Raw genomic sequence first — 19241 nt, 5'->3', positions numbered from 1 at the left:
TGGAACCTGTCATGCGCATAAGGAGAGGCACATGAGCCATCAGCAGCCGCCGCCGCAGCCCGGCCCCTATGGGGGCCAGCCAGGGCCGTACGGCGCCGGTCAGCCTCCCGTGCCCAATCCGTACGCGCAGACGCCGGGCTACGGCCAGCCCCCGCAGGGCGGCTACGGCCACCCGGGCCCGTACGGCGGGTCCGGCGGCGGCTATGGCCAGCCTCAGCCGGCGAACCCTTATGGTCAGCCGCCGCAGCCGCCGCAGCAGGCCCCCGCGCCCCAGCAGGGCGCGGGCTACTACGGCGGGCCCCAGACCCCGCCGCCCCCGGGGCCGGCGGCCGGTGGCGGCGGTAAGGGCAGGAAGGTGGGGCTCGCGGTCGGCGCGGTGGTGGTCGTGGCGGCGCTGGGGGCGGGGGCGTTCGCGCTGTTCGGCGGCGGCAGCGGCGGCCCGTACAAGCTGACCACGCCCGACACCGTGGCCGCGGACTACGAGCGCCAGGGCTCGGGCACGGACGACAGCGATCTGTCCGCGGCGGGCCGTAAGGACCTCCAGCAGGTGCCGGTCGTCAAGGATCCGCATCTGGTGGCGGCCGACTACCAGACCTCCGGTAAGGAGATGCTGAAGTTCACCGGCGTCTGGGGCCAGGTGACCGACCCGGAGCGGGGCGCGGACCTCGCGCTGGCGGTCATCGTCAAGACGCTGCAGGACAACGGCACCGCGCAGGCCAAGGGCAGCCCCCGGACGTTCTCGCCGGACGGTTTCGACGGGGACGTCCTGAAGTGCCAGTCCATGAAGTTCACCTCGGATCAGGGATCCATGGAGGCCCCCGCGTGCGTCTGGGGCGACAAGGACACCCTGGGCGTCACGGTCATGGCGGATCCGGCGGCCGCGGTGCTCGGTGGTGGCATGTCCCTTGAGGACGCCGCCGGCATCACGGCCAAGGTGCGCAAGGACGCGCGCGTCGAGATCGACGGCTAGCCCGCGGCCGGCGCATGGCGACACAACAGCACGATTTCTAACGAGGGATACAGATGAGCTACAACCAGCCGGGCCCCTACGGCCAGCAGCCCCAACAGCCGGGTCCCTACGGGCAGGGTGGAGCGGCCGGCCAGCCCGGCTACGGCTACCCGCAGCAGCCGGGTCAGCCGGGTCCCTACGGCCAGCCGCAGCAGCCGCCCCAGCAGGGCTACGGCTACCCCGGGCAGCCGCAGGGCCAGCCGGGCCCCTACGGCCAGCAGCCGAACCCGTACGCCCAGCAGCAGCCGTACGGCCAGCCGGGCATGCCGGGGCCGTACCAGCCGGGCCCGGGCCAGGGCGGCGGCAAGAAGAAGGGCCTGGCGATCGCGATCGGCGCGGTGGTCGTGGTGGCCGCGGTCGTCGGCGGCGTCCTGGTGTTCAAGGGCGGGGACGACAGCGGTGGCGGCGGCGGCAAGGTCGCCGACGACGGCAAGCGGTACAAGCTCACCACCCCCGCGACGGTGGCCGGCGACTACACCAAGAGCTCCTCCGGCGGGGGCGGGCTCACCTCCTCGGACGCGGACGACTTCGAGAAGTTCGGCGTCACCAACCCCAAGACCGAGAGCGCTGAGTACAAGTCCGGCGAGGGCATGAGCGCCAAGCAGCTGCAGCTCAACGGCGTCTGGGGCGAGGTGAAGGACCCCGAGACGGTCGTCGACGGCGCCTTCTCGAAGATCGCGCAAGAGGCCGAGAAGGACCCCTCCACCAGTGGCGGGATGAAGGCCGAGCTGGTGGGCAGCCCGGAGACGGTGACGCCGAGCGGCTTCGAGAACGCCGTGATGAAGTGCCAGAACACCAAGTTCACCCCGAGCGGGGACTCCGGCTCCAGCGGCATACCCACCAAGGGCTTCTCGATCCCGATCTGCATGTGGGGCGACCACAGCACGGTGGCCTATGTGGTCGTCTCCGACGCGGCCGCGGCGCTGTCCGGCAAGAGCATGTCGCTCGACGAGGCCGGTGAGATCACCGCGAAGGTCCGCAACGACGCGCGCGTGGAGATCAAGTAGCCGAGCGGGCCGCGCAGTTCACAGGCCACAGCCGATCCGGAGGGGGACCCCCACAGCCATGAGCCACAACCAGCCACCGCCGCCGGGGCCCTACGACGGCGGGCCCGGCCCGTACGGGGGCGGCCGGCCCAATCCGTACGGCGGGGGGCAGCAGCAGCCCGCGGAGCCCAACCCGTACGCGCAGACGCCGGGGTACGGCTATCCGCAGGCGCAGCCCCCGCAGGGCTACGGCTACCCGCAGCAGCCGGGTCCCTACGGCCAGCCGCCCTACCCCGCGCCGCCCCCGGCCGGCGGGGGCGGCAACCGCACCAAGATCATCGCGGTGACGGTGGCCGGGCTCGTGGTGGTGGGCGCGATCGTCACCGGCGCCGTGGTGCTGTCCGGCGGCGACGACGGCCCGAAGGCGATGAAGCTGGTCACCCCCAAGACGCTCGCCGACGGCAGCTACACGCTGGACAAGGGCACGGACGACCTCGACAACGAGGGCACCAGCGTGCAGGGCAGCATGCCCGAGGGCGCGACCTCGGTCCTGGCCCAGTACAAGCGGTCGGACGACGACAATTCGGGGCTCGCCTTCTCCGGGATGTACGGCGACATCAGCGACCCGGACACGGTCCGCGACGAGATGTTCAAGGGCTTCGCGGGCGGCGACGGCTCCCCCACGGTGGAGCGGAAGCGCAAGCGATTCCAGCCGAAGGGCGCTGACGGCCCGTCGGTGGAGTGCGAGGTGGTCAAGCTCTACGACCGGATCTACGCCCCGGCCTGCGTCTGGGCCGAGGAGACGGACGCGGCGATGGTGCTCGACGTCAACGCGGAGAACACCTCGGCGTCGGACGCCGACATGGAGTCCTTCGCCAAGGTGACCGCGGGCATCTACCAGGACACCCGCAAGCCCGCCTGAACCGCCCGTAAAGCGACCACAGAGCGCGTACGACACGAAGAGGGCCCCGGGAGACCGGGGCCCTTTTCGTAAGCCCTCAGCGGGGCGGCTGCGCCTGCGGGAGCGGCTATGCGCTCTTCTCGTGGCGCTCGCCCGGCTCGGTGCCGCGAGTGCGGGGCACCAGCGTGGGGTTCACATTGGAGTGCACGACGTCCTCGGTGATGACGACGCGGGCCACGTCCTTGCGGGACGGCACCTCGTACATCGCCGACATCAGCACCTCCTCGATGATCGCGCGCAGGCCCCGGGCCCCGGTGCCGCGCAGGATCGCCTGGTCGGCGATGGCCTCCAGGGCCGGGCGGTCGAAGTCCAGCTCCACCCCGTCGAGCTCGAACAGCCGCTGGTACTGCTTCACCAGGGCGTTCCGCGGCTCGACGAGGATCTGCAGCAGCGCCTCGCGGTCGAGGTTGTGGACGGAGGTGATGACCGGGAGACGGCCGATGAATTCCGGGATCATTCCGAACTTCACCAGGTCCTCGGGCATGACCTCCTGGAACTGGTCGCTCGCCTCGATCTCGCGCTTGGAGCGGATCGTGGCGCCGAACCCGATGCCCTTGGCACCCGCCCGCGACTCGATGATCTTCTCCAGACCGGCGAAGGCACCGCCCACGATGAACAGCACGTTCGTGGTGTCGATCTGGATGAACTCCTGGTGCGGGTGTTTCCGGCCGCCCTGCGGCGGCACCGAAGCCGTGGTCCCTTCCAGGATCTTCAGCAGCGCCTGCTGAACGCCCTCGCCGGACACATCGCGGGTGATCGAGGGGTTCTCGCTCTTGCGGGCGACCTTGTCGATCTCGTCGATGTAGATGATGCCCGTCTCGGCCTTCTTGACGTCGTAGTCGGCGGCCTGGATCAGCTTGAGGAGGATGTTCTCCACGTCCTCGCCGACATAGCCCGCCTCGGTGAGCGCGGTGGCGTCGGCGATGGCGAAGGGCACGTTGAGCATCCGGGCGAGGGTCTGCGCGAGCAGGGTCTTGCCGGAGCCGGTGGGGCCGAGCAGCAGGATGTTGGACTTGGCCAACTCGATGCCGTCGTCGCGGTTGTGGCCGCCGTTCTCGCCCGCCTGAACCCGCTTGTAGTGGTTGTAGACGGCGACCGAGAGGGCCTTCTTGGCGGCCTCCTGGCCGACCACATAGCCCTCGAGGAATTCATAGATCTCGCGCGGCTTGGGGAGTTCCTCCCAGCGCACTTCGGAGGTCTCGGCGAGCTCCTCCTCGATGATCTCGTTGCAGAGATCGATGCATTCATCGCAGATGTACACACCCGGGCCCGCGATGAGCTTCTTCACCTGCTTCTGGCTCTTCCCGCAGAACGAGCACTTGAGCAGGTCGCCGCCGTCACCGATGCGTGCCACGAGGTGCTTCCCCTTCGCCTTGGATCCGCTTTGCTGCGCGGAACCGGGTGCTTGCGCTGCGCTTTCTGCTTCTTTCCCGTGGGCCGGGGCCCTCAGCCCTCTACGACGGTACCTTGCCGGGCCCCCGGTTCGGGCCCCCCTTGGACCTACTCGGTCCAAGGGGGGTGTTTCCACCGAAGATTCAGCCGAGGCCGACCGACGTCTTACGGGTGGAGACGATCTGGTCGACAAGACCGTACGCCAGGGATTCCTCGGCCGTGAGGATCTTGTCCCGCTCGATGTCGTCGCGGATCTTCTCGATGGGCGTCGTGGAGTGCTTGGCCAGCATCTCCTCGAGCTGCGAGCGCATCCGCAGGATCTCGTTGGCCGCGATCTCCAGGTCGGAGACCTGACCGCGCCCGGTCTCACTGTACGGCTGGTGGATCAGGATCCGGGCATTGGGCAGAGCCATCCGCTTGCCCGGCGTTCCGGCGGCGAGCAGCACGGCCGCGGCGGACGCCGCCTGGCCCATGCACACCGTCTGGATGTCGGGCTTGACGAACTGCATCGTGTCGTAGATGGCGGTCAGCGCGGTGAACGAGCCGCCGGGAGAGTTGATGTAGACCGAAATGTCACGGTCCGGGTCCATCGACTCCAGGCACAGCAGCTGCGCCATGACGTCGTTGGCCGAGGCGTCGTCGATCTGGACGCCCAGGAAGATCACGCGCTCTTCGAAGAGCTTGGCGTACGGGTCGTACTCGCGGATGCCCTGGGAGGTGCGCTCGACGAAACGCGGAACGACATAGCGGGATTCGGCCATCGGGCCGTTGTACAGGCCGCTGCCGGGGAAGTTGCTCATCTGGGTCTTCACCATCCTGTGGCGATCTGAGGGCTGGAGGTCGGCTACGGGACGGCGGGCCTCAGGCCCCGGTGCCGCCCCCGCCCGGAACGCTGGAGGCGGACGTCATGACGTCGTCGACCAGGCCGTACTCCTTGGCCTCGTCGGCGGAGAACCAGCGGTCGCGGTCGGAGTCACGGACGATCTGCTCAACCGTCTGACCGGTGTGGAAGGAGGTCAGCTCGGCCATGCGCTTCTTGGTGTGCAGCAGTCGCTCGGCATGGATCTTGATGTCCGAGGCGGAACCCGCCAGACCCGCGGAGGGCTGGTGGATCAGGATCTCGGCGTTGGGGAGCGCGAAGCGCTTGCCCGGGGTGCCCGCGCTCAGCAGGAACTGGCCCATCGAGGCGGCGAGGCCCATAGCGATGGTGACCACGTCGTTCTGGATGTACTGCATGGTGTCGTAGATCGCCATGCCCGCCGAGATCGAGCCGCCCGGGGAGTTGATGTAAAGGTAAATGTCCTTTTCCGGATCGGCGGCGAGCAGGAGCAGCTGAGCCGTGATCTTGTTGGCGATGTCGTCGTCGACCGGCTGGCCGAGGAAGATGATCCGCTCGCCGAGCAGCCGGTTGTAGACCTGGTCGCCGAGGCCACCGACGGTCGGCTCGCCGGCGGCGGAAGGCATCGTATTCGTCACGTATCCACCTGCTCGTCTCTGACGGCTGACTGGCCGTCTCAGCGTCTTCTTCTGGGGTGTGGGGGCCTGGCCGCCAATGTGGCCGGCGGGCTCGCGAGACTCCCCTGCCCTCGTATCTACGGACCCTAACGCGCTGGTCGGCGGGCGCCATCCCGCATCAGGAACTGTTCGCTCTGAGCGCATGTCCCGGCGCCGGACCGGCGTCGCGGAACACGAACGGGCCCGGACGCGTGCAGACGTTCGGGCCCGTTCGTACGGGCTGTGGAGCGGAGCGGGATCAGCTCTCGGCCTTGTCCTGCTTCTCCTCGGACTCCGCGGGCGCCTCGGCGGCCTCCGCCTCGGCCGCGGCGGGCTCCTCGGCGGTCTCGGTCTCGGAGGTGGCCTCGACCGTCTCGCCGGTCTCGTCCTCCTCGTCGTCCAGGTCCACGGTCTCGCCCTTGTCGTCGACGACCTTGGCGGCCTCGACCACGACGGCCAGCGCCTTGCCGCGGGCGACCTCGCCGACGAGCATCGGCACCTGGCCGCCCTCGACGACGGCCTGCGCGAACTGGTCCGGGCTCATGCCGGAGGACTGCGCACGGCGCATGAGGTGCTCGGTGAGCTCCTCCTGGCCGACGGACAGCTGCTCCTTGTTGACCAGCTCGTCGAGGACGAACTGGGTCCGGATGCCCTTCTCGGCCTGCTCCTTGAGCTCGGCGTCGAACTCCTCGGCGGTCTTGCCCTGCATCTCCAGGTAGGAGTCGAGGTTCAGGCCCATCTGGCCGAGCTGGTGGTGCTCGAGGTTGTGCTTACGGGTGTTGATCTCGTCCTGGAGGAGCTTCTCCGGGATCGGCACCTCGACCAGCTCCAGCAGGGCGTCCAGCACCTTCTCCTGGGCCTGGGTGGCCTGCTCGAACTTCTTCGACCGCTCCAGGCGCTTACGGCTGTCGCCGCGCAGCTCCTCGAGGGTGTCGAACTCACTGGCCAGCTGGGCGAAGTCGTCGTCGAGCTCGGGCAGCTCACGGGCCTTGACCTCGGAGACCTTGACCGAGACCGCGGCCTCCTTGCCCTGGGCGGAGCCGCCCTTGAGCTCGGAGGTGAAGGTGGCCTCGCCACCCGCCTCCAGGCCGGTCACGGCCTCGTCGATGCCGTCCAGCAGCTCGCCCGAGCCGATGGTGTAGGTGACGCCGGTGGCGACGCCGTCCTCCAGGACCTCGCCGTCCACCTTGGCCTCGAGGTCGACCACGACGATGTCGCCGTCGGCGGCGGCGCGCTCCACCGGGCTGGTGGTGGCGAAGCGCTCCCGCAGCTGCTCGACGGACTTGTCGATGTCCTCGTCCGAGACCTCGACGGAGTCGACGGTGACCTCGATACCGGAGTAGTCCGGGATCTCGATCGCCGGGCGGATGTCCACCTCGGCGGTGAAGGTCAGCAGCTCGTTGTCCTTGAGCTCGGTGATGTCGACCTCGGGCTGGCCGAGCGGGTTCAGCTCGCCCTCGTTGACCGCGTCGGTGTAGAACTTCGGGAGCGCCTCGTTGACGGCCTCTTCCAGCACGGCGCCACGACCGAACCGCTGGTCGATGATGCGGGCCGGGATCTTGCCCTTGCGGAACCCAGGCACCGTGACCTGCTGGTTGATCTTCTTGTACGCCGCGTCGAGGCTGGGCTTGAGCTCCTCGAAGGGCACCTCGACAGTGAGCCGAACCCGGGTCGGGTTCAGGTTCTCCACGGCGCTCTTCACGGTTCGGTCTCCTTGGGGGCTGACGTGTGGTGTTCAGCTGCGGTGCGCTGTCGCGTCGCAGCGGATTCGCGTCCGGTTAAAAAGACACAGACACGCAGCTTGCATAGTAACCGCAAGCATGACGGGCCCCACAACGCGATCTTTACGTCTGTGGATGGTCGGGGTGGCCGGATTCGAACCGACGACCTTCCGCTCCCAAAGCGGACGCGCTACCAAGCTGCGCCACACCCCGTCGGTGCGACACGTAGGGTACATGCCCGCGGACGCCCTGGCTGCCGGTTATTCGACTGGTGGGCAAGGGTGTGCGGGGAACGGTCCGGAACCGCTACGATGCATGCCGTGCCGCGTTCCGGGTGATCATGCCTGGGCGGAGGTGTCCGGGAGACCGGTACATCCGTGTACGCGGCGTGTGCGGGCGTAGCTCAATGGTAGAGCCCCAGTCTTCCAAACTGGCTACGCGGGTTCGATTCCCGTCGCCCGCTCCATGGCTTTCGGCCCGGCCCGGGAAGTTCCCCGGAGCCGGGCCGTTCGCTTTCGCGCACACTCGCGCGTCCGGGCGTCCACCCCTCGGGACGCGGGGGCGGATGCCTCGGGAGTCGATGCCAGGGGTCGGCGATCAGGGGTTGATGTCGGCGATGGCCTCGGCGGCCGAGTCGAGGAACTTCTGGATGTCAGGCGCGACATTGGACGAGGCGAGCAGGAACCCGAAGAGGATCGCGACCAGGGCCGGTCCCCACTTGACCCGGCCATTGCGGATCATGAACACCAGGATGACGCCCACCAGCAGTACCAATGACAGGGAAATGGCCACAACATCCCACCCTCGGTCGCACACGTCTCACAGGCCCCGGAAGCACGCGACCCCGCACACCCCCGCAGCCACCATCGTGCCATCAACTCCCGCCGCTCAGCAGTGGGGTGGAGCGATAAACGGTCACATGTGCACACGACACCCACCCCGCCGGTACCCGTCCGGTAACCGTTCATTCAAAGGGTTACGGGTGACACTCCCCACAACTCGGCGGGCCGCCCGGCCGGTGAATTCCGATCACCCCGGATGATCTCGGGCAGGAATTCGGAATTCACTCGGCGGTCACTCGACAGGGTGACAAAACATCAATGAATCAGACATTCCGCCAGAGCCTCCTGCGGGGCATATGCCCTAATTAAGTGGGATGAAAGCCATCAGAACGGACAGTCTGTGCCCGGATATCGAATGATCGCATCGCTTTGTCGACCCCTCGGCCGACTTACCGGGGTCGACTATCGGCCGCGATACGAAGGCTATGAACGGAAAGCAAACTGAACGAGGTTTTACGCAATACAGGTTTCAGCGCTATCGTGCCTCAGATGTTTCACGCTGCCATGACTCCCCCACGCGCAGTGAGGTGCCGGGTAGTCTCCCCCAGTTCCTGGTGGGAGGGCCTGTGACCAACTCCCTGCGCCCGCACGGTTATCAGCGGACCCCGCTCCCCCAGGAGGCGGCGCCCACTCCCCCCTCGCCGCGGACCGAAGAACCAGGGCAGCAGGCGACCACCCCGCCAGCCGCCTCCCCCGCCGGGCAGAAGCCCAAACAGCGGGACGCGTTCTTCGACAACGCGAAGTACCTCGCGATCGTGCTGGTCGCGATGGCCCACTCCTGGGAGCCGCTCACCGACAGCAGCCGCACCGCGGAAGCGCTGTACATGGTCGTGTACACCTTCCACATGCCGGCCTTCATCGTGATCTCCGGCTACTTCTCGCGCAGCTTCGACATGCGGCCGGACCGGCTCAAGCGCCTGATCACCGGCATCGCGGTGCCCTATGTGCTCTTCGAGGTCGCGTACACGCTGTTCAAGCGCTGGGCGGACGACGACCCGACGTACGACTTCAGCCTGCTGGACCCCTGGTACCTCACCTGGTTCCTGGTCTCGCTGTTCGTATGGCGGCTGACCACTCCGATCTGGAAGCTGGTGCGCTGGCCGATCCCGCTCGCGCTCGCCGTCGCCACGCTCGCGGCGGTCTCGCCCGACATCGGTGACGACCTGGACATGCAGCGGCTGCTGCAGTTCCTGCCGTTCTTCATCCTCGGCCTGTGCATGAAGCCCGAGCACTTCCAGATGATCCGCCGCCGCTCGGTACGGATCGCATCGGTGCCGATCTTCGCGTGTGCCTTCGTGTTCGCCTACTGGGCGGCACCGCGGATGAGCTCGGCCTGGTTCTACCACCGCGACAGCGTCCAGGAGCTGGGCGCGCCGCCGTGGACCGGCCCGGTGATGACGCTCGCCCTCTTCGGCTGCTCGGTCGTGCTCGTCAGCTGCTTCTTCGCCTGGGTGCCGCGGCGCCACATGTGGTTCACGGTGCTGGGCGCCGGGACGCTGTACGGCTACCTGCTGCACGGCTTCCTGGCCAAGGGCTCCCGGTTCTGGGGCTGGTTCGACGAGTACCAGTGGCTGCACAAGCCGCTGGGGGAGATCACGGTCACGATCATCGCCGCCACCGTGGTCACCGTGCTGTGCACGCCTCCCATCCAGCGCGCCTTCCGCTTCGCCATGGAGCCGAAGATGGCCTGGGCCTTCCGTAAGGACCCCGCCGAACAGGCGCGCAGCCGTACGACGCCGGCTTCCTAGCGCGCCAACGGCCGCCACGACGCGAAGGGCTGGACCGCGGATCCCACGGGCCAGCCCTTTCTCGGCTCTTCTACGGCGCTTCGACAGCTCTTCGACAGCTCAAGGCTCACGTCTCACGGCTTCGGCGTCGTGCGGCGCAGCGCCGCGCGAGCCGGGAGCGCCGTCGCCGCGAGGCCCAGCCCCACGGCGGTGCCCGCGAAGCCCGCGTAGGTGAGCGGGGGGACGTACGGGTCCTCGCCGGTCAGGCCGCGCATCATCGGCACGAGCGTGGCCAGGGCGATCGCGCTGCCCAGGCCGATGCCCGCCGTGGCCACCAGCAGCGCCTCCCAGCGCACCATCCCGAGCACCTGCCGCCGGGTGGTGCCGATCAGCCGCAGCATGCCGAGCTCACGGCGGCGGTCCAGCACGGTCATCACCAGGGTGTTGACGGCGGCGACGGCCGCGAAGCCGCCGAGGACGCCCGCCATGACGGTGTTGGCCCAGGCGTTCAGTTTCCGCTCCTCGTCCTGGGCCGCCGCATAGCCGTCCCGGTCGGTGACGTCCTCGCCGAGCCGCCTGCCGAGCGCCGCGGCGACGGCCTTACGGTCGGCGCCTTCGGCGTCCCGCACCAGCACATCGCTGTCGAACGCCGACGTCACATGGCCGGACAGGGCCGTACGGGGCAGGGTGAGCTCGGCGATCCCCAGCCCGCGCCCGTAGATCGCGACCACCGTGGGCGAGATCGTCGTACCGTCCGGGAGGTGGAGGGCGAGGCGGTGGCCGACCCGGGCATGGGCCGCCTTCGCCAGCAGCCCGTCCACGGCCACCCGGCCCGGCCCCAGGGCGTCCAGACGCCCCTTACGGACGTCCAGGTCCTGTACGGCGGCCAGGTCCCGGCCGCTCCCGGAGACGCCCTGCGCCGACGCGGTCCGCAGCCAGCGGCCGTCGCCCGAGCCCACGGGGACCAGCACCCCGGTGCGCAGCAGCCCCACGGACGCGGCCACGCCCCGTACGGAACCGACACGGGCCGCCGCACCGGACGGCAGCCCCTCCGGGGCGGAGATCACCTGGTCGGCCACGATGCCCGCCCGCCGCTGGCGGGCACCCGCGTGGTCCTCACTGGTGTGCATGAAGACCAGGGTCGAGGCGAAGGCCATGGCCAGCACGATCGGGGTGATCGCCGAGGCCAGGCGGCGGGCGTTGGCCCGGCTGTTGGCCGACGCCAGATGGGCCGGCGCCGGTCCGGCGCGCAGCGGCAGGCCGATCAGCCAGGCGCACAGGCGGGCGATGACCGGGCCGAGCAGGCCCACGGCGAGCATGAAGAGCATCACGACCCCGAGGGCGGCGTTGGCCGCGTCGTCGCCTGAGGCGGAGGCGGCGACGCCGGTCATGATGAAGCCGCCGACCAGGGCCGCGGCGCCGAGGACCGTACGGATCACACCGGGCCGCAGCCGCTCCACGGCCGCCTCTCCGAGCGCCCGCCCCGGCGGGATCCGCGCCGGGCGGCGGGCGGCCATCAGGCCCGCCAGGAGCGAGGTGAGGAGGCCCGCGCCGACGGCGACGAGGAGCGGAATCCAGGAGATCGAGAGCTCCACGGGCCCCGGGATGGCGCCCTTCTCCTTGAGCTGCCCGAACCACCAGCGGGCGAGCGCGCATCCGGGCAGCAGTCCGACCGCGCCCGCGAGCGGGGCGACCAGCAGCGCCTCGGCCGCGACCGAGCGGCGGATCTGGCGCGGGGTGGCGCCGATCGCCCGTAGCAGGGCCATCTCGCGGCCACGCTGGCCCACGGAGAGGGCGACGGTGCCCGCGGTGGTGAAGACGGCGACGGCGGTCGCGATGCCGCCGAAGGAGCCGCCCAGTGCGATGAGCATCTCCTCGGCGTTCGCGAGCGAGGGCTCCTCGATGGCGCCGCGCCCGCCGCCGGTGTGCACACGAGGGGCGTGCGCCGCGCCCTTCACGGTCCGCTCCAGGTGGGCGGCCAGCCGGTCGGGGCCGGTGCCGGCGCGGGGGCGGACGAGGACGGCGTCCACGGTGGCGGGGTGGCCGCTCAGCGCACGGGCCCGGCGGTCGGTGAACCACGCCGTAAGGCCGTCACCGTCGGCGCCGCCCGCCTTACGGGTCACACCGGAGACCCGGAAGGTGTGGCGGCCGTCCGGCGCGGTCACCGTGATCCGGCCACCGACGCCGGTGCCCGCCGCACGGGCGGCCCCGGGGCTGAGCACGGCGTCGCCCTCACGGGGCGCGGCCCCCGAGGCGAGCGCCACCCCCGTGAAGGGTGCCGCGCCCCAGCCGTGGCCGGTGACCGGACCGTGGGCGGTGCGCAGGGGGAAGGTCACGTCCGGTGCCGCGGCGGCGGCACCGGGGGTGCGGGCGGCGGTGGCCACCAGGGAGGCGTCGAGCCGGGCCCGGTCGGGGACCTGCTCGGACTCGTCCGAGCGGTCGTCGCCGTGGCCGATGACGTAGTGCACCCGCTGGTCGGCGGCGATCACGACCGGGGCGCTCGCATAGCGCTGCGGCGGTACGGAGGCCCGCAGCCCGGTCTCCAGCAGGATGCCGCACGCGGACACGATCGCCGCGGCCATGGCCAGGGCGACGAAGGTGCCCGCGAAGGCGGATGGCTTGAAACGGACGGCGGCGCGGGCCAGTCCGTTGGTGAGCGGCCTCATCGGGTCCCCTCCGCGGCCCAGGCGCCCGCGAGGGCCGGGGAGCGGGCGGTGAGGCGGCCCATCCGCTCGGCGATCTCGTGCGCCGGGGAGCGGAGGAGCCGGTCGGCGATCGCGCCGTCGGCGAGGAACAGCACGCGGTCTGCGTAGCTCGCGGCGACGGGGTCGTGGGTGACCATCACGACGGTCGCGCCCAGCGCGTCCACGGCCTGCCGCAGCAGGGTGAGCACCTCGGCCGCGGTGTTGGTGTCCAGGGCGCCGGTCGGCTCGTCGGCGAAGACCACGTCGGGGCGGGTGACGAGAGCGCGGGCGATGGCCACGCGCTGCTGCTGGCCGCCGGAGAGCTCACCTGGCCGCCGCCTGGCCTGGTCCCGAAGACCGACCTGGGCGAGCACCTCATGGGCCCGGTGGCGGTCGGGGCGGGCACCCGCGAGCCGCATGGGGAGCAGCACGTTCTGCTCGACGGTCAGGGAGGGGAGGAGGTTGAAGGACTGGAAGACGAATCCGAGGCGGGCGCGGCGCAACGCGGTGAGCTTGTTCTCACTCATTCCGGTGATGTCGGTGCCGCCGAGTTTGACGGTCCCCGTGGTCGGCCGGTCGAGCCCGGCGGCGCACTGAAGGAACGTCGATTTGCCGCAGCCGGAGGGGCCCATGACGGCGGTGAAGCTGCCGTGCGGAAGGGTCAGGTCTATGCCGCGCAGGGCGTGGACGGCGGTGCGGCCGCGGCCGTAGCGGCGCTGGACGCCGTGGAGTTCGATGGCATGGGCGCGGTGCGGGGCCGGTGCCGCCGCTGTCTGTCGCCGCTTGCGCAGCCCCATGGTGGTGACCCTTCCGAGGAGTTCGCCCGATTCCCCTCGAACGTACGGATCACCGCCCCTCGGCAGCCATGACGGTCACCGGCGTATCCGGGGTGGGGCTAACCCCCGCCGGCCGGGCCGATCGGGCCGTAAGGCGCCGAGTCGCCCTTACTGGCGGCAGATCAGCAGCAGGGCGCGGTCGTCGTTGACGTCCTTCGCGACCGTCTCGATCAGGTGCCAGGCCGCGCCGTGGAAGCCGGAGCCGACGTAGCGGTCCGCCTCGCCGGTGAGGCGGTCGATGCCCTCGCTGATGTCCCGGTCGGCGGTCTCCACGAGGCCGTCGGTGAAGAGCATCAGGACGTCGCCGGGCCGCAGCGTGCCCTTGGTGGGGTCGAATTGGGCGCCGTCGTAGACGCCCAGCAGCGGGCCGTCGGCGGACTTCTCCTCCCACTTGCCGGTGCCCGCGCTCAGCTGGAGCGCGGGCAGATGTCCGGCGGAGAAGAGCTCGAAGTCGCCGCTGTCGAGGTCGAGGACGAGATGGATGGAGGTCGCGAAGCCCTCGTCCCAGTCCTGGCGCAGGAGATAGCCGTTGGCGGCCGGGAGGAAGCCGTGCGGGGGCAGCGAGCCGAGGAGGCCGCCGAAGGCGCCGGAGAGCAGCAGGGCGCGCGAGGCGGCGTCCATGCCCTTGCCGGAGACGTCGGTGAGGACGACCTCGAGGGTGCGGCCGCCGCCGGTGCGGGCGGCCACGACGAAGTCACCGGAGAAGGACTGCCCGCCGGCCGGGCGCAGCGCCATCTCGCGGTGCCAGCCGCGCGGCAGGTTGGGCAGCTTGCTCTGGACGCGGATGCGCTCGCGCAGGTCGAAGAGCATGGTGCCGCCGCGCCGCCAGGGCACGCCGACGCGGCTGCGGAACTGGGCGATCAGGAGGCCGAAGAAGCCGACGGCGGCGACGACCAGGATGGTGCCGGGGGTGACCCGGGAGGAGGCGTCCTCCTCGGTGTACGGGCCGAGCACGGCGGACTCCACGATCAGGGCCGTGGCGGCCGCCGCGTACAGGGCGAGCAGACTGGCGGGGCGCAGCAGCAGCCCGCCCGCGACGATGGGCAGGACGAGGGCGGACGGGGAGCACCAGTCGGGCTGGGCGATGGTGCCTCCGGCGATGGCGGGGACGCCGAGGAGCAGCGCGGTCAGGGCGAGCCGGTCGGAGCCCTCACCCCGGAAGTAGTCCACTCCGGCTTTGCGCACGCCTGTGCGAGCCCGGTGCAGAACTCTGCGCATCCGGGCCCACGGAGTGTCCACGCCGCCAGTCATTGCATCGGGACCCTACCCACCCGTTCGGACGCGCGTCGATTCGTGGCGCGTTGAACCACCCAGCCAGGGGGGGTCAATCGTAAGCGAAATTCGTTCGCGTGTACGGGAAACGGCTGCTAGGGATGGGAATATGAGGACTGAGCTGCGCGTGCTCGACCCATCGATTTGGGATGATTGGTACGGAAAACTGGTACTCGCGTTCGGAGGAGTTCCCGAAGCGCCGGAGGAATCCGCGCTCTGGCGGGAGTTGACCGAATGCGAGCGCTCGATCGGCGCCTGGGACGGCACCGACATCGTCGGCACGGCGGGGCTGTTCAGCTTCCGGCTGTCGGTCCCGGGCGGCGGGATCGTCCCCGCGGCCGGGGTCACGATGGTGAGCGTGCAGGCCACGCACCGGCGGCGCGGGGTGCTCCGGGCCATGATGCGGCGGCAGTTGGACGACATCCGCGCGGCGGGCGATGAGCCGCTGGCCGTTCTGACCGCGTCGGAACCGGACATCTACGGACGGTTCGGCTATGGCGCGGCCACGCAGAACGCCTACGCCGAGATCGACACCACTCAGGTGCGGCTGACCGTCCCCGAAGGCGCCGGCGACGTACGGCTGCGCGCCGTGCCCCTGGAGTCCGCCGTCGAGGCGTGCGAGGCCGTCTACGCACGGCGGGTGCGCACGCGGCCGGGCATGCTGGAGCGGATCCCGGGCTGGGAGCGGGTGCCGCTGCTGGACCCGCCGGGCGACCGCGAGGGGGCGTCCCCGCTGCGCTGTGTGCTGGCCGAGTCGGGCGGCGAGGTCAGCGGCTATGTACGGTTCGCGGTCAAGCCCGACTGGGATCTGGCCGGGCCGAAGGGCACGGTCGTCCTGCGCGACCTGGAGGCCCGGGATCCGGCGTCCTACGCGGCGCTGTGGCGCTTCCTCTTCGACCTCGACCTGACCTCGGTGATCCGGACCGGCTCCCGCCCGGTCGACGATCCCTGGCAGCTCCTCGTCTCGGACATCCGGCGGTGCGCCCTGAGGCTGCGCGACTCGCTCTTCGTCCGTCTGGTGGACGTGGGGGCGGCGCTCGAGGCGCGGGCGTACACGACGCCCGTGGAGACCGTCCTGGAGGTCACGGACCCCTTCTGTCCCTGGAACGAGGGACGCTGGCGGCTGAGCGGCGACGCCAAGGGCGCCTCCTGCGAGCGCACGGACGACGCCGCCGATCTCCGGCTGGGCGTGCGGGACCTGGGAGCGGCGTACCTCGGCGGTGTCCCGCTGACCGCGCTGGCGGGTGCGGGGCGCGTCCAGGAGGCCCGTCAGGGCGCCCTTACGGAGGCCACGACCGCGTTCGCGACCCCGGTCGCGCCGTGGCTGCCCCACGGCTTCTGAGAGCTCAGGCTCGCTGGCAGTCAGGGCACCAGAAGAGATTGCGGGCGGCGAGATCGGCGGTGCGGATCTCGCCACCACAGATGTGGCAGGGCTGTCCGGCGCGCCGGTAGACATAGACCTCGCCGCCGTGGTCGTCCACGCGCGGCGGGCGGCCCATCGCCTCGGGGGTGTGCTCGGGGCGGACCGTGTCGATCCGGTTGTTCCGCACGCCCTCGCGCATCAGCGCCACCAGATCGGCCCATATCGCGTCCCATTCGGCGCGGGTCAGCGCACGGCCGGGCCGGTAGGGGTCGACCCGGTGCCGGAAGAGCACCTCGGCGCGGTAGACGTTCCCGACCCCGGAGATCACCTTCTGGTCCATGAGCAGCGCGGCCACGCTGACCCGGCTGCGGGAGATCCGGGCCCAGGCCCGCTCGCCGTCGTCCGCCGGGCGCAGCGGATCGGGGCCCAGCCGGTCGTGGATCACCTGCTTCTCGCCATCGGTGATCAGGGCGCAGGCGGCCGGGCCGCGCAGATCCGCGTACCCCTCGGGGTTGGCCAGCCGCAGTCGGACGGTGTCGGTGGGCGGCGGGGCGGGGGCCGGGCCGAAGGCGTACGTACCGAAGAGCCCCAGGTGGACGTGGACCCAGCCGGTGGCCGCGAAGTCCAGGAAGAGGTGCTTGCCGTGCGCCTCGGCGTGGCTCAGCGGCTGGCCGTCGATCAGCCCGGCACCGTCGGCGAACTTCCCCTGTGGGCTGGTGGCCCGGACGGGCCGGCCGCCGAAGGTCTCGAGGTGGTCGGCGGCCAGCCGGTGGATGGTGTGCCCTTCGGGCATCAGTCGCCTTGCGGGTGATGGGCCGGGATGGGCGGCAGCTCGCCGGTGGTCTCGTAACCGTTGAGCATCTCGATACGGCGGGTGTGCCGCTCCTCGCCCGAGTACGGGGTGTTCAGGAAAATCTCGACAAACTTGGTGGCCTCGTCCTGGGTGTGCATCCGGGCGCCGACGCTGACCACATTGGCGTCGTTGTGCTCACGGCCGAGGGCCGCGGTCTCCTCGCTCCAGGCCAGTGCCGCGCGCACCCCCTTGACCTTGTTCGCCGCGATCTGCTCACCATTGCCGGATCCGCCGATGACGATGCCGAGGCTCCGCGGGTCGGCGGCGGTCCGCTCCGCGGCGCGCAGGCAGAACGGCGGGTAGTCGTCCTGGGCGTCGTAGATGTGCGGGCCGCAGTCGACGGGCTCATGGCCGGCCGCCTTGAGCCACTCCACGAGGTGGTTCTTGAATTCGAAACCGGCATGGTCGGAGCCGAGGTACACGCGCATGTACCGAGTGTGTCATGGCCGTGTGGCCCTCGCCGCTCAGGGTAGGCATCGCATAAATCCCTGTAATGCCAAAGAACCTCATGAAAACCTCAAGTAACAATCTGGATTCAAAGGTTCAACTGGCCGACCTCCTGAGATTCACTGGCGTCGCTCGTAACGCGAGAGCAAAGGAATCGAGCACATGAGCGCACAACCTGCGACCACGCCGGAGCAGCAGCGGCCCCCCGGCGACCCGGGCTCGCCCGACGGCCTCAAGCCGGGGCTCAAGAACCGCCATCTTTCGATGATCGCGATCGGCGGCGTGATCGGCGCCGGCCTGTTCGTCGGCTCCAGTGCGGGTATCGCCAAGGCCGGCCCCGGCATTCTCGTCTCGTATGCGCTGGTCGGCCTCATGGTCGTCTTCGTCATGCGGATGCTCGGCGAGATGTCCGCCGCCAATCCCACCTCCGGCTCCTTCTCCGCCTACGCCGACCGGGCGCTCGGCCGCTGGGCCGGTTTTTCCATCGGCTGGCTGTACTGGTTCTTCTGGGTCGTGGTGCTGGCGGTCGAGGCCACCGCCGGCGCCAAGATCCTCGAGGGCTGGTGGCCGGCCGTCCCGCAGTGGGGCTGGGCCCTGATCGTGATGCTGGTGCTCACCGCGACCAACCTGGTCTCGGTCGGCTCCTACGGTGAATTCGAGTTCTGGTTCGCCGGGATCAAGGTCGTGGCGATCGGCGCGTTCATCGTGATCGGCGGGCTCGCGGTCTTCGGGCTGCTGCCGCATTCGAACAACGAGGGTGCGGGCCTGGGCCACCTCACCGACAGCGGCGGCTTCCTGCCGAACGGGCCGGGCGCCATCCTCACCGGCATACTTCTGGTGGTCTTCTCCTTCATGGGCAGCGAGATCGTCACCCTCGCGGCCGGTGAGTCCGAGAACCCGCGGCGGGCGGTCACCAAGGCCACCAACAGCGTGATCTGGCGTATCGCGGTCTTCTACCTGGGCTCGATCTTCGTCGTGGTCACCCTGCTGCCCTGGGACTCCAAGGCGATCGCCGACAAGGGCAGTTACGTCGCGGCGCTCGACTCGATCGGCATACCGCACGCCGGCGACATCATGAACGTGATCGTGCTGACCGCCGTGCTCTCGTGTCTGAACTCCGGCCTCTACACCGCCTCCCGCATGGCCTTCTCGCTCGGCCAGCGCGGCGACGCCCCGGCCGCCTTCGCCCGCACCAACTCCCGCGGCGTCCCGCAGGCCGCGATCCTCGGGTCGGTCGTCTTCGGCTTCGTCGCGGTGTGGTTCAACTACCAGTGGCCGGACACCGTCTTCACGTTCCTGCTGAACTCCTCGGGTGCGGTCGCGCTCTTCGTATGGCTGGTCATCTGCTTCAGCCAGCTGCGGATGCGCGGGATGATCCTGCGCGAGAACCCCGAGAAGCTGATCGTCCGGATGTGGCTCTTCCCGTACCTGACCTGGGCGACGATCGCGATGATCTCGTTCGTCCTGGTCTACATGCTCACCGACAAGGACGGGCGCGAGCAGGTGATCCTCTCCGCGCTGGTGGCCGTGCTCGTGGTGGCCCTCGCCCTGGTCAAGGACCGCCTCACCGCCGGCCGCTCCACCGCCCCGGCCGCCTCCTCGGACCCCGCCCCCAAGGAGCGGGCGGCCCCGTAGGAACCGCGCTCCGCTGATT

16 protein-coding genes and 2 tRNA genes are annotated in these 19241 nt (G+C 70.2%); 7 read left to right on the top strand and 11 right to left on the bottom strand.

Annotation, left to right across the window (positions count from 1 at the left end):
- The first annotated feature begins 31 nt into the window (after positions 1 to 31).
- Genes LIV37_RS32530 through LIV37_RS32520 form a run of 3 tightly spaced genes read left to right on the top strand, consistent with a single transcriptional unit; the run spans position 32 to position 2917 of the window.
- Positions 32 to 970, top strand: a complete 939-nt coding sequence (locus LIV37_RS32530; RefSeq protein WP_121824243.1) for a hypothetical protein — start codon at positions 32 to 34, stop codon at positions 968 to 970.
- A gap of 53 nt (positions 971 to 1023) precedes the next feature.
- Positions 1024 to 2016, top strand: a complete 993-nt coding sequence (locus LIV37_RS32525) for a hypothetical protein (protein WP_020871333.1) — start codon at positions 1024 to 1026, stop codon at positions 2014 to 2016.
- A gap of 58 nt (positions 2017 to 2074) precedes the next feature.
- Positions 2075 to 2917: a hypothetical protein gene (locus LIV37_RS32520; RefSeq protein WP_020871332.1), complete on the top strand. Its 843-nt coding sequence runs from the start codon at positions 2075 to 2077 to the stop codon at positions 2915 to 2917.
- Between the two features lie 106 nt (positions 2918 to 3023).
- Here LIV37_RS32520 and clpX read toward each other — a convergent pair whose 3' ends face one another.
- From clpX to LIV37_RS32495, 5 genes are all read right to left on the bottom strand, one after another.
- The gene (gene clpX, locus LIV37_RS32515) at positions 3024 to 4310 is read right to left on the bottom strand and encodes an ATP-dependent Clp protease ATP-binding subunit ClpX (protein WP_020871331.1); all 1287 of its coding nucleotides are present in this window, start codon (positions 4308 to 4310) and stop codon (positions 3024 to 3026) included.
- Between the two features lie 181 nt (positions 4311 to 4491).
- A complete protein-coding gene (locus LIV37_RS32510) occupies positions 4492 to 5148 on the bottom strand; it encodes an ATP-dependent Clp protease proteolytic subunit (protein ID WP_020871330.1) in 657 nt (218 codons plus the stop codon).
- A gap of 61 nt (positions 5149 to 5209) precedes the next feature.
- Positions 5210 to 5824 (bottom strand): ATP-dependent Clp protease proteolytic subunit, encoded by a 615-nt coding sequence (locus LIV37_RS32505; protein ID WP_044575266.1) that lies wholly within the window; start codon positions 5822 to 5824, stop codon positions 5210 to 5212.
- A gap of 277 nt (positions 5825 to 6101) precedes the next feature.
- Positions 6102 to 7544 carry a trigger factor gene (tig, locus tag LIV37_RS32500; RefSeq protein WP_020871328.1) on the bottom strand — a complete coding sequence of 481 codons (1443 nt, stop codon included), beginning with the start codon at positions 7542 to 7544 and terminating at the stop codon, positions 6102 to 6104.
- A gap of 155 nt (positions 7545 to 7699) precedes the next feature.
- Positions 7700 to 7776, bottom strand: a tRNA-Pro gene (locus LIV37_RS32495).
- 179 nt (positions 7777 to 7955) lie between these two features.
- Here LIV37_RS32495 and LIV37_RS32490 point away from each other — a divergent pair.
- A tRNA-Gly gene (locus LIV37_RS32490) sits at positions 7956 to 8029 on the top strand.
- Between the two features lie 131 nt (positions 8030 to 8160).
- Here the strand turns inward: LIV37_RS32490 and LIV37_RS32485 are convergent.
- Entirely contained in the window at positions 8161 to 8355 is a 195-nt protein-coding gene (locus LIV37_RS32485; RefSeq protein ID WP_020871327.1) for a hypothetical protein, read from the bottom strand.
- 616 nt (positions 8356 to 8971) lie between these two features.
- Between LIV37_RS32485 and LIV37_RS32480 the strand changes: the two genes are divergently transcribed.
- Positions 8972 to 10153 carry an acyltransferase family protein gene (locus LIV37_RS32480; protein ID WP_020871326.1) on the top strand — a complete coding sequence of 394 codons (1182 nt, stop codon included), beginning with the start codon at positions 8972 to 8974 and terminating at the stop codon, positions 10151 to 10153.
- Between the two features lie 113 nt (positions 10154 to 10266).
- On the opposite strand, the gene LIV37_RS32475 is transcribed toward LIV37_RS32480, so the two are convergent.
- From LIV37_RS32475 to LIV37_RS32465, 3 genes are all read right to left on the bottom strand, one after another.
- Positions 10267 to 12798 carry an ABC transporter permease gene (locus tag LIV37_RS32475; protein WP_020871325.1) on the bottom strand — a complete coding sequence of 844 codons (2532 nt, stop codon included), beginning with the start codon at positions 12796 to 12798 and terminating at the stop codon, positions 10267 to 10269.
- Positions 12795 to 13613 (bottom strand): ABC transporter ATP-binding protein, encoded by an 819-nt coding sequence (locus LIV37_RS32470; protein WP_020871324.1) that lies wholly within the window; start codon positions 13611 to 13613, stop codon positions 12795 to 12797. Before LIV37_RS32470 ends, LIV37_RS32475 begins: the two co-directional genes overlap by 4 nt.
- Positions 13614 to 13760: 147 nt before the next feature.
- Positions 13761 to 14903 (bottom strand): PP2C family protein-serine/threonine phosphatase, encoded by a 1143-nt coding sequence (locus tag LIV37_RS32465; RefSeq protein WP_044575252.1) that lies wholly within the window; start codon positions 14901 to 14903, stop codon positions 13761 to 13763.
- Positions 14904 to 15033: 130 nt separating this feature from the next.
- On the opposite strand from LIV37_RS32465, the gene LIV37_RS32460 reads away from it, so the two are divergent.
- On the top strand, positions 15034 to 16266 hold the full coding sequence (locus tag LIV37_RS32460) for a GNAT family N-acetyltransferase (protein ID WP_121824244.1): 1233 nt from the start codon (positions 15034 to 15036) through the stop codon (positions 16264 to 16266).
- A 4-nt stretch (positions 16267 to 16270) separates the two neighbouring features.
- On the opposite strand, the gene LIV37_RS32455 is transcribed toward LIV37_RS32460, so the two are convergent.
- Together LIV37_RS32455 and LIV37_RS32450 are read right to left on the bottom strand one after the other, a co-directional pair.
- Positions 16271 to 17080 (bottom strand): Fpg/Nei family DNA glycosylase, encoded by an 810-nt coding sequence (locus tag LIV37_RS32455; protein WP_020871321.1) that lies wholly within the window; start codon positions 17078 to 17080, stop codon positions 16271 to 16273.
- Complete coding sequence (locus LIV37_RS32450) at positions 17080 to 17568, bottom strand: ribose-5-phosphate isomerase (RefSeq protein WP_020871320.1); 489 nt, start codon at positions 17566 to 17568, stop codon at positions 17080 to 17082. The genes LIV37_RS32455 and LIV37_RS32450 overlap by 1 nt, the downstream gene beginning before the upstream one ends.
- 181 nt (positions 17569 to 17749) lie before the next feature.
- Between LIV37_RS32450 and LIV37_RS32445 the strand changes: the two genes are divergently transcribed.
- On the top strand, positions 17750 to 19222 hold the full coding sequence (locus LIV37_RS32445) for an amino acid permease (RefSeq protein ID WP_020871319.1): 1473 nt from the start codon (positions 17750 to 17752) through the stop codon (positions 19220 to 19222).
- The last annotated feature ends 19 nt before the right edge of the window (positions 19223 to 19241 follow it).

This window comes from Streptomyces rapamycinicus NRRL 5491 (assembly GCF_024298965.1).
GTDB lineage: Bacteria > Actinomycetota > Actinomycetes > Streptomycetales > Streptomycetaceae > Streptomyces > Streptomyces rapamycinicus.
This window is presented reverse-complemented; position numbering and strand designations above follow the sequence as displayed.

What these genes read in the sequence shown, in the direction of transcription:
- LIV37_RS32530 (WP_121824243.1), top strand. Translation starts at nt 32, where the DNA reads ATGAGCCATCAGCAGCCGCCGCCGCAGCCCGGCCCCTATGGGGGCCAG.
- LIV37_RS32525 (WP_020871333.1), top strand. Translation starts at nt 1,024, where the DNA reads ATGAGCTACAACCAGCCGGGCCCCTACGGCCAGCAGCCCCAACAGCCG.
- LIV37_RS32520 (WP_020871332.1), top strand. Translation starts at nt 2,075, where the DNA reads ATGAGCCACAACCAGCCACCGCCGCCGGGGCCCTACGACGGCGGGCCC.
- LIV37_RS32510 (WP_020871330.1), bottom strand. Translation starts at nt 5,148, where the DNA reads ATGAGCAACTTCCCCGGCAGCGGCCTGTACAACGGCCCGATGGCCGAA.
- LIV37_RS32475 (WP_020871325.1), bottom strand. Translation starts at nt 12,798, where the DNA reads ATGAGGCCGCTCACCAACGGACTGGCCCGCGCCGCCGTCCGTTTCAAG.
- LIV37_RS32470 (WP_020871324.1), bottom strand. Translation starts at nt 13,613, where the DNA reads ATGGGGCTGCGCAAGCGGCGACAGACAGCGGCGGCACCGGCCCCGCAC.
- LIV37_RS32465 (WP_044575252.1), bottom strand. Translation starts at nt 14,903, where the DNA reads ATGACTGGCGGCGTGGACACTCCGTGGGCCCGGATGCGCAGAGTTCTG.
- LIV37_RS32460 (WP_121824244.1), top strand. Translation starts at nt 15,034, where the DNA reads ATGAGGACTGAGCTGCGCGTGCTCGACCCATCGATTTGGGATGATTGG.
- LIV37_RS32455 (WP_020871321.1), bottom strand. Translation starts at nt 17,080, where the DNA reads ATGCCCGAAGGGCACACCATCCACCGGCTGGCCGCCGACCACCTCGAG.
- LIV37_RS32450 (WP_020871320.1), bottom strand. Translation starts at nt 17,568, where the DNA reads ATGCGCGTGTACCTCGGCTCCGACCATGCCGGTTTCGAATTCAAGAAC.
- LIV37_RS32445 (WP_020871319.1), top strand. Translation starts at nt 17,750, where the DNA reads ATGAGCGCACAACCTGCGACCACGCCGGAGCAGCAGCGGCCCCCCGGC.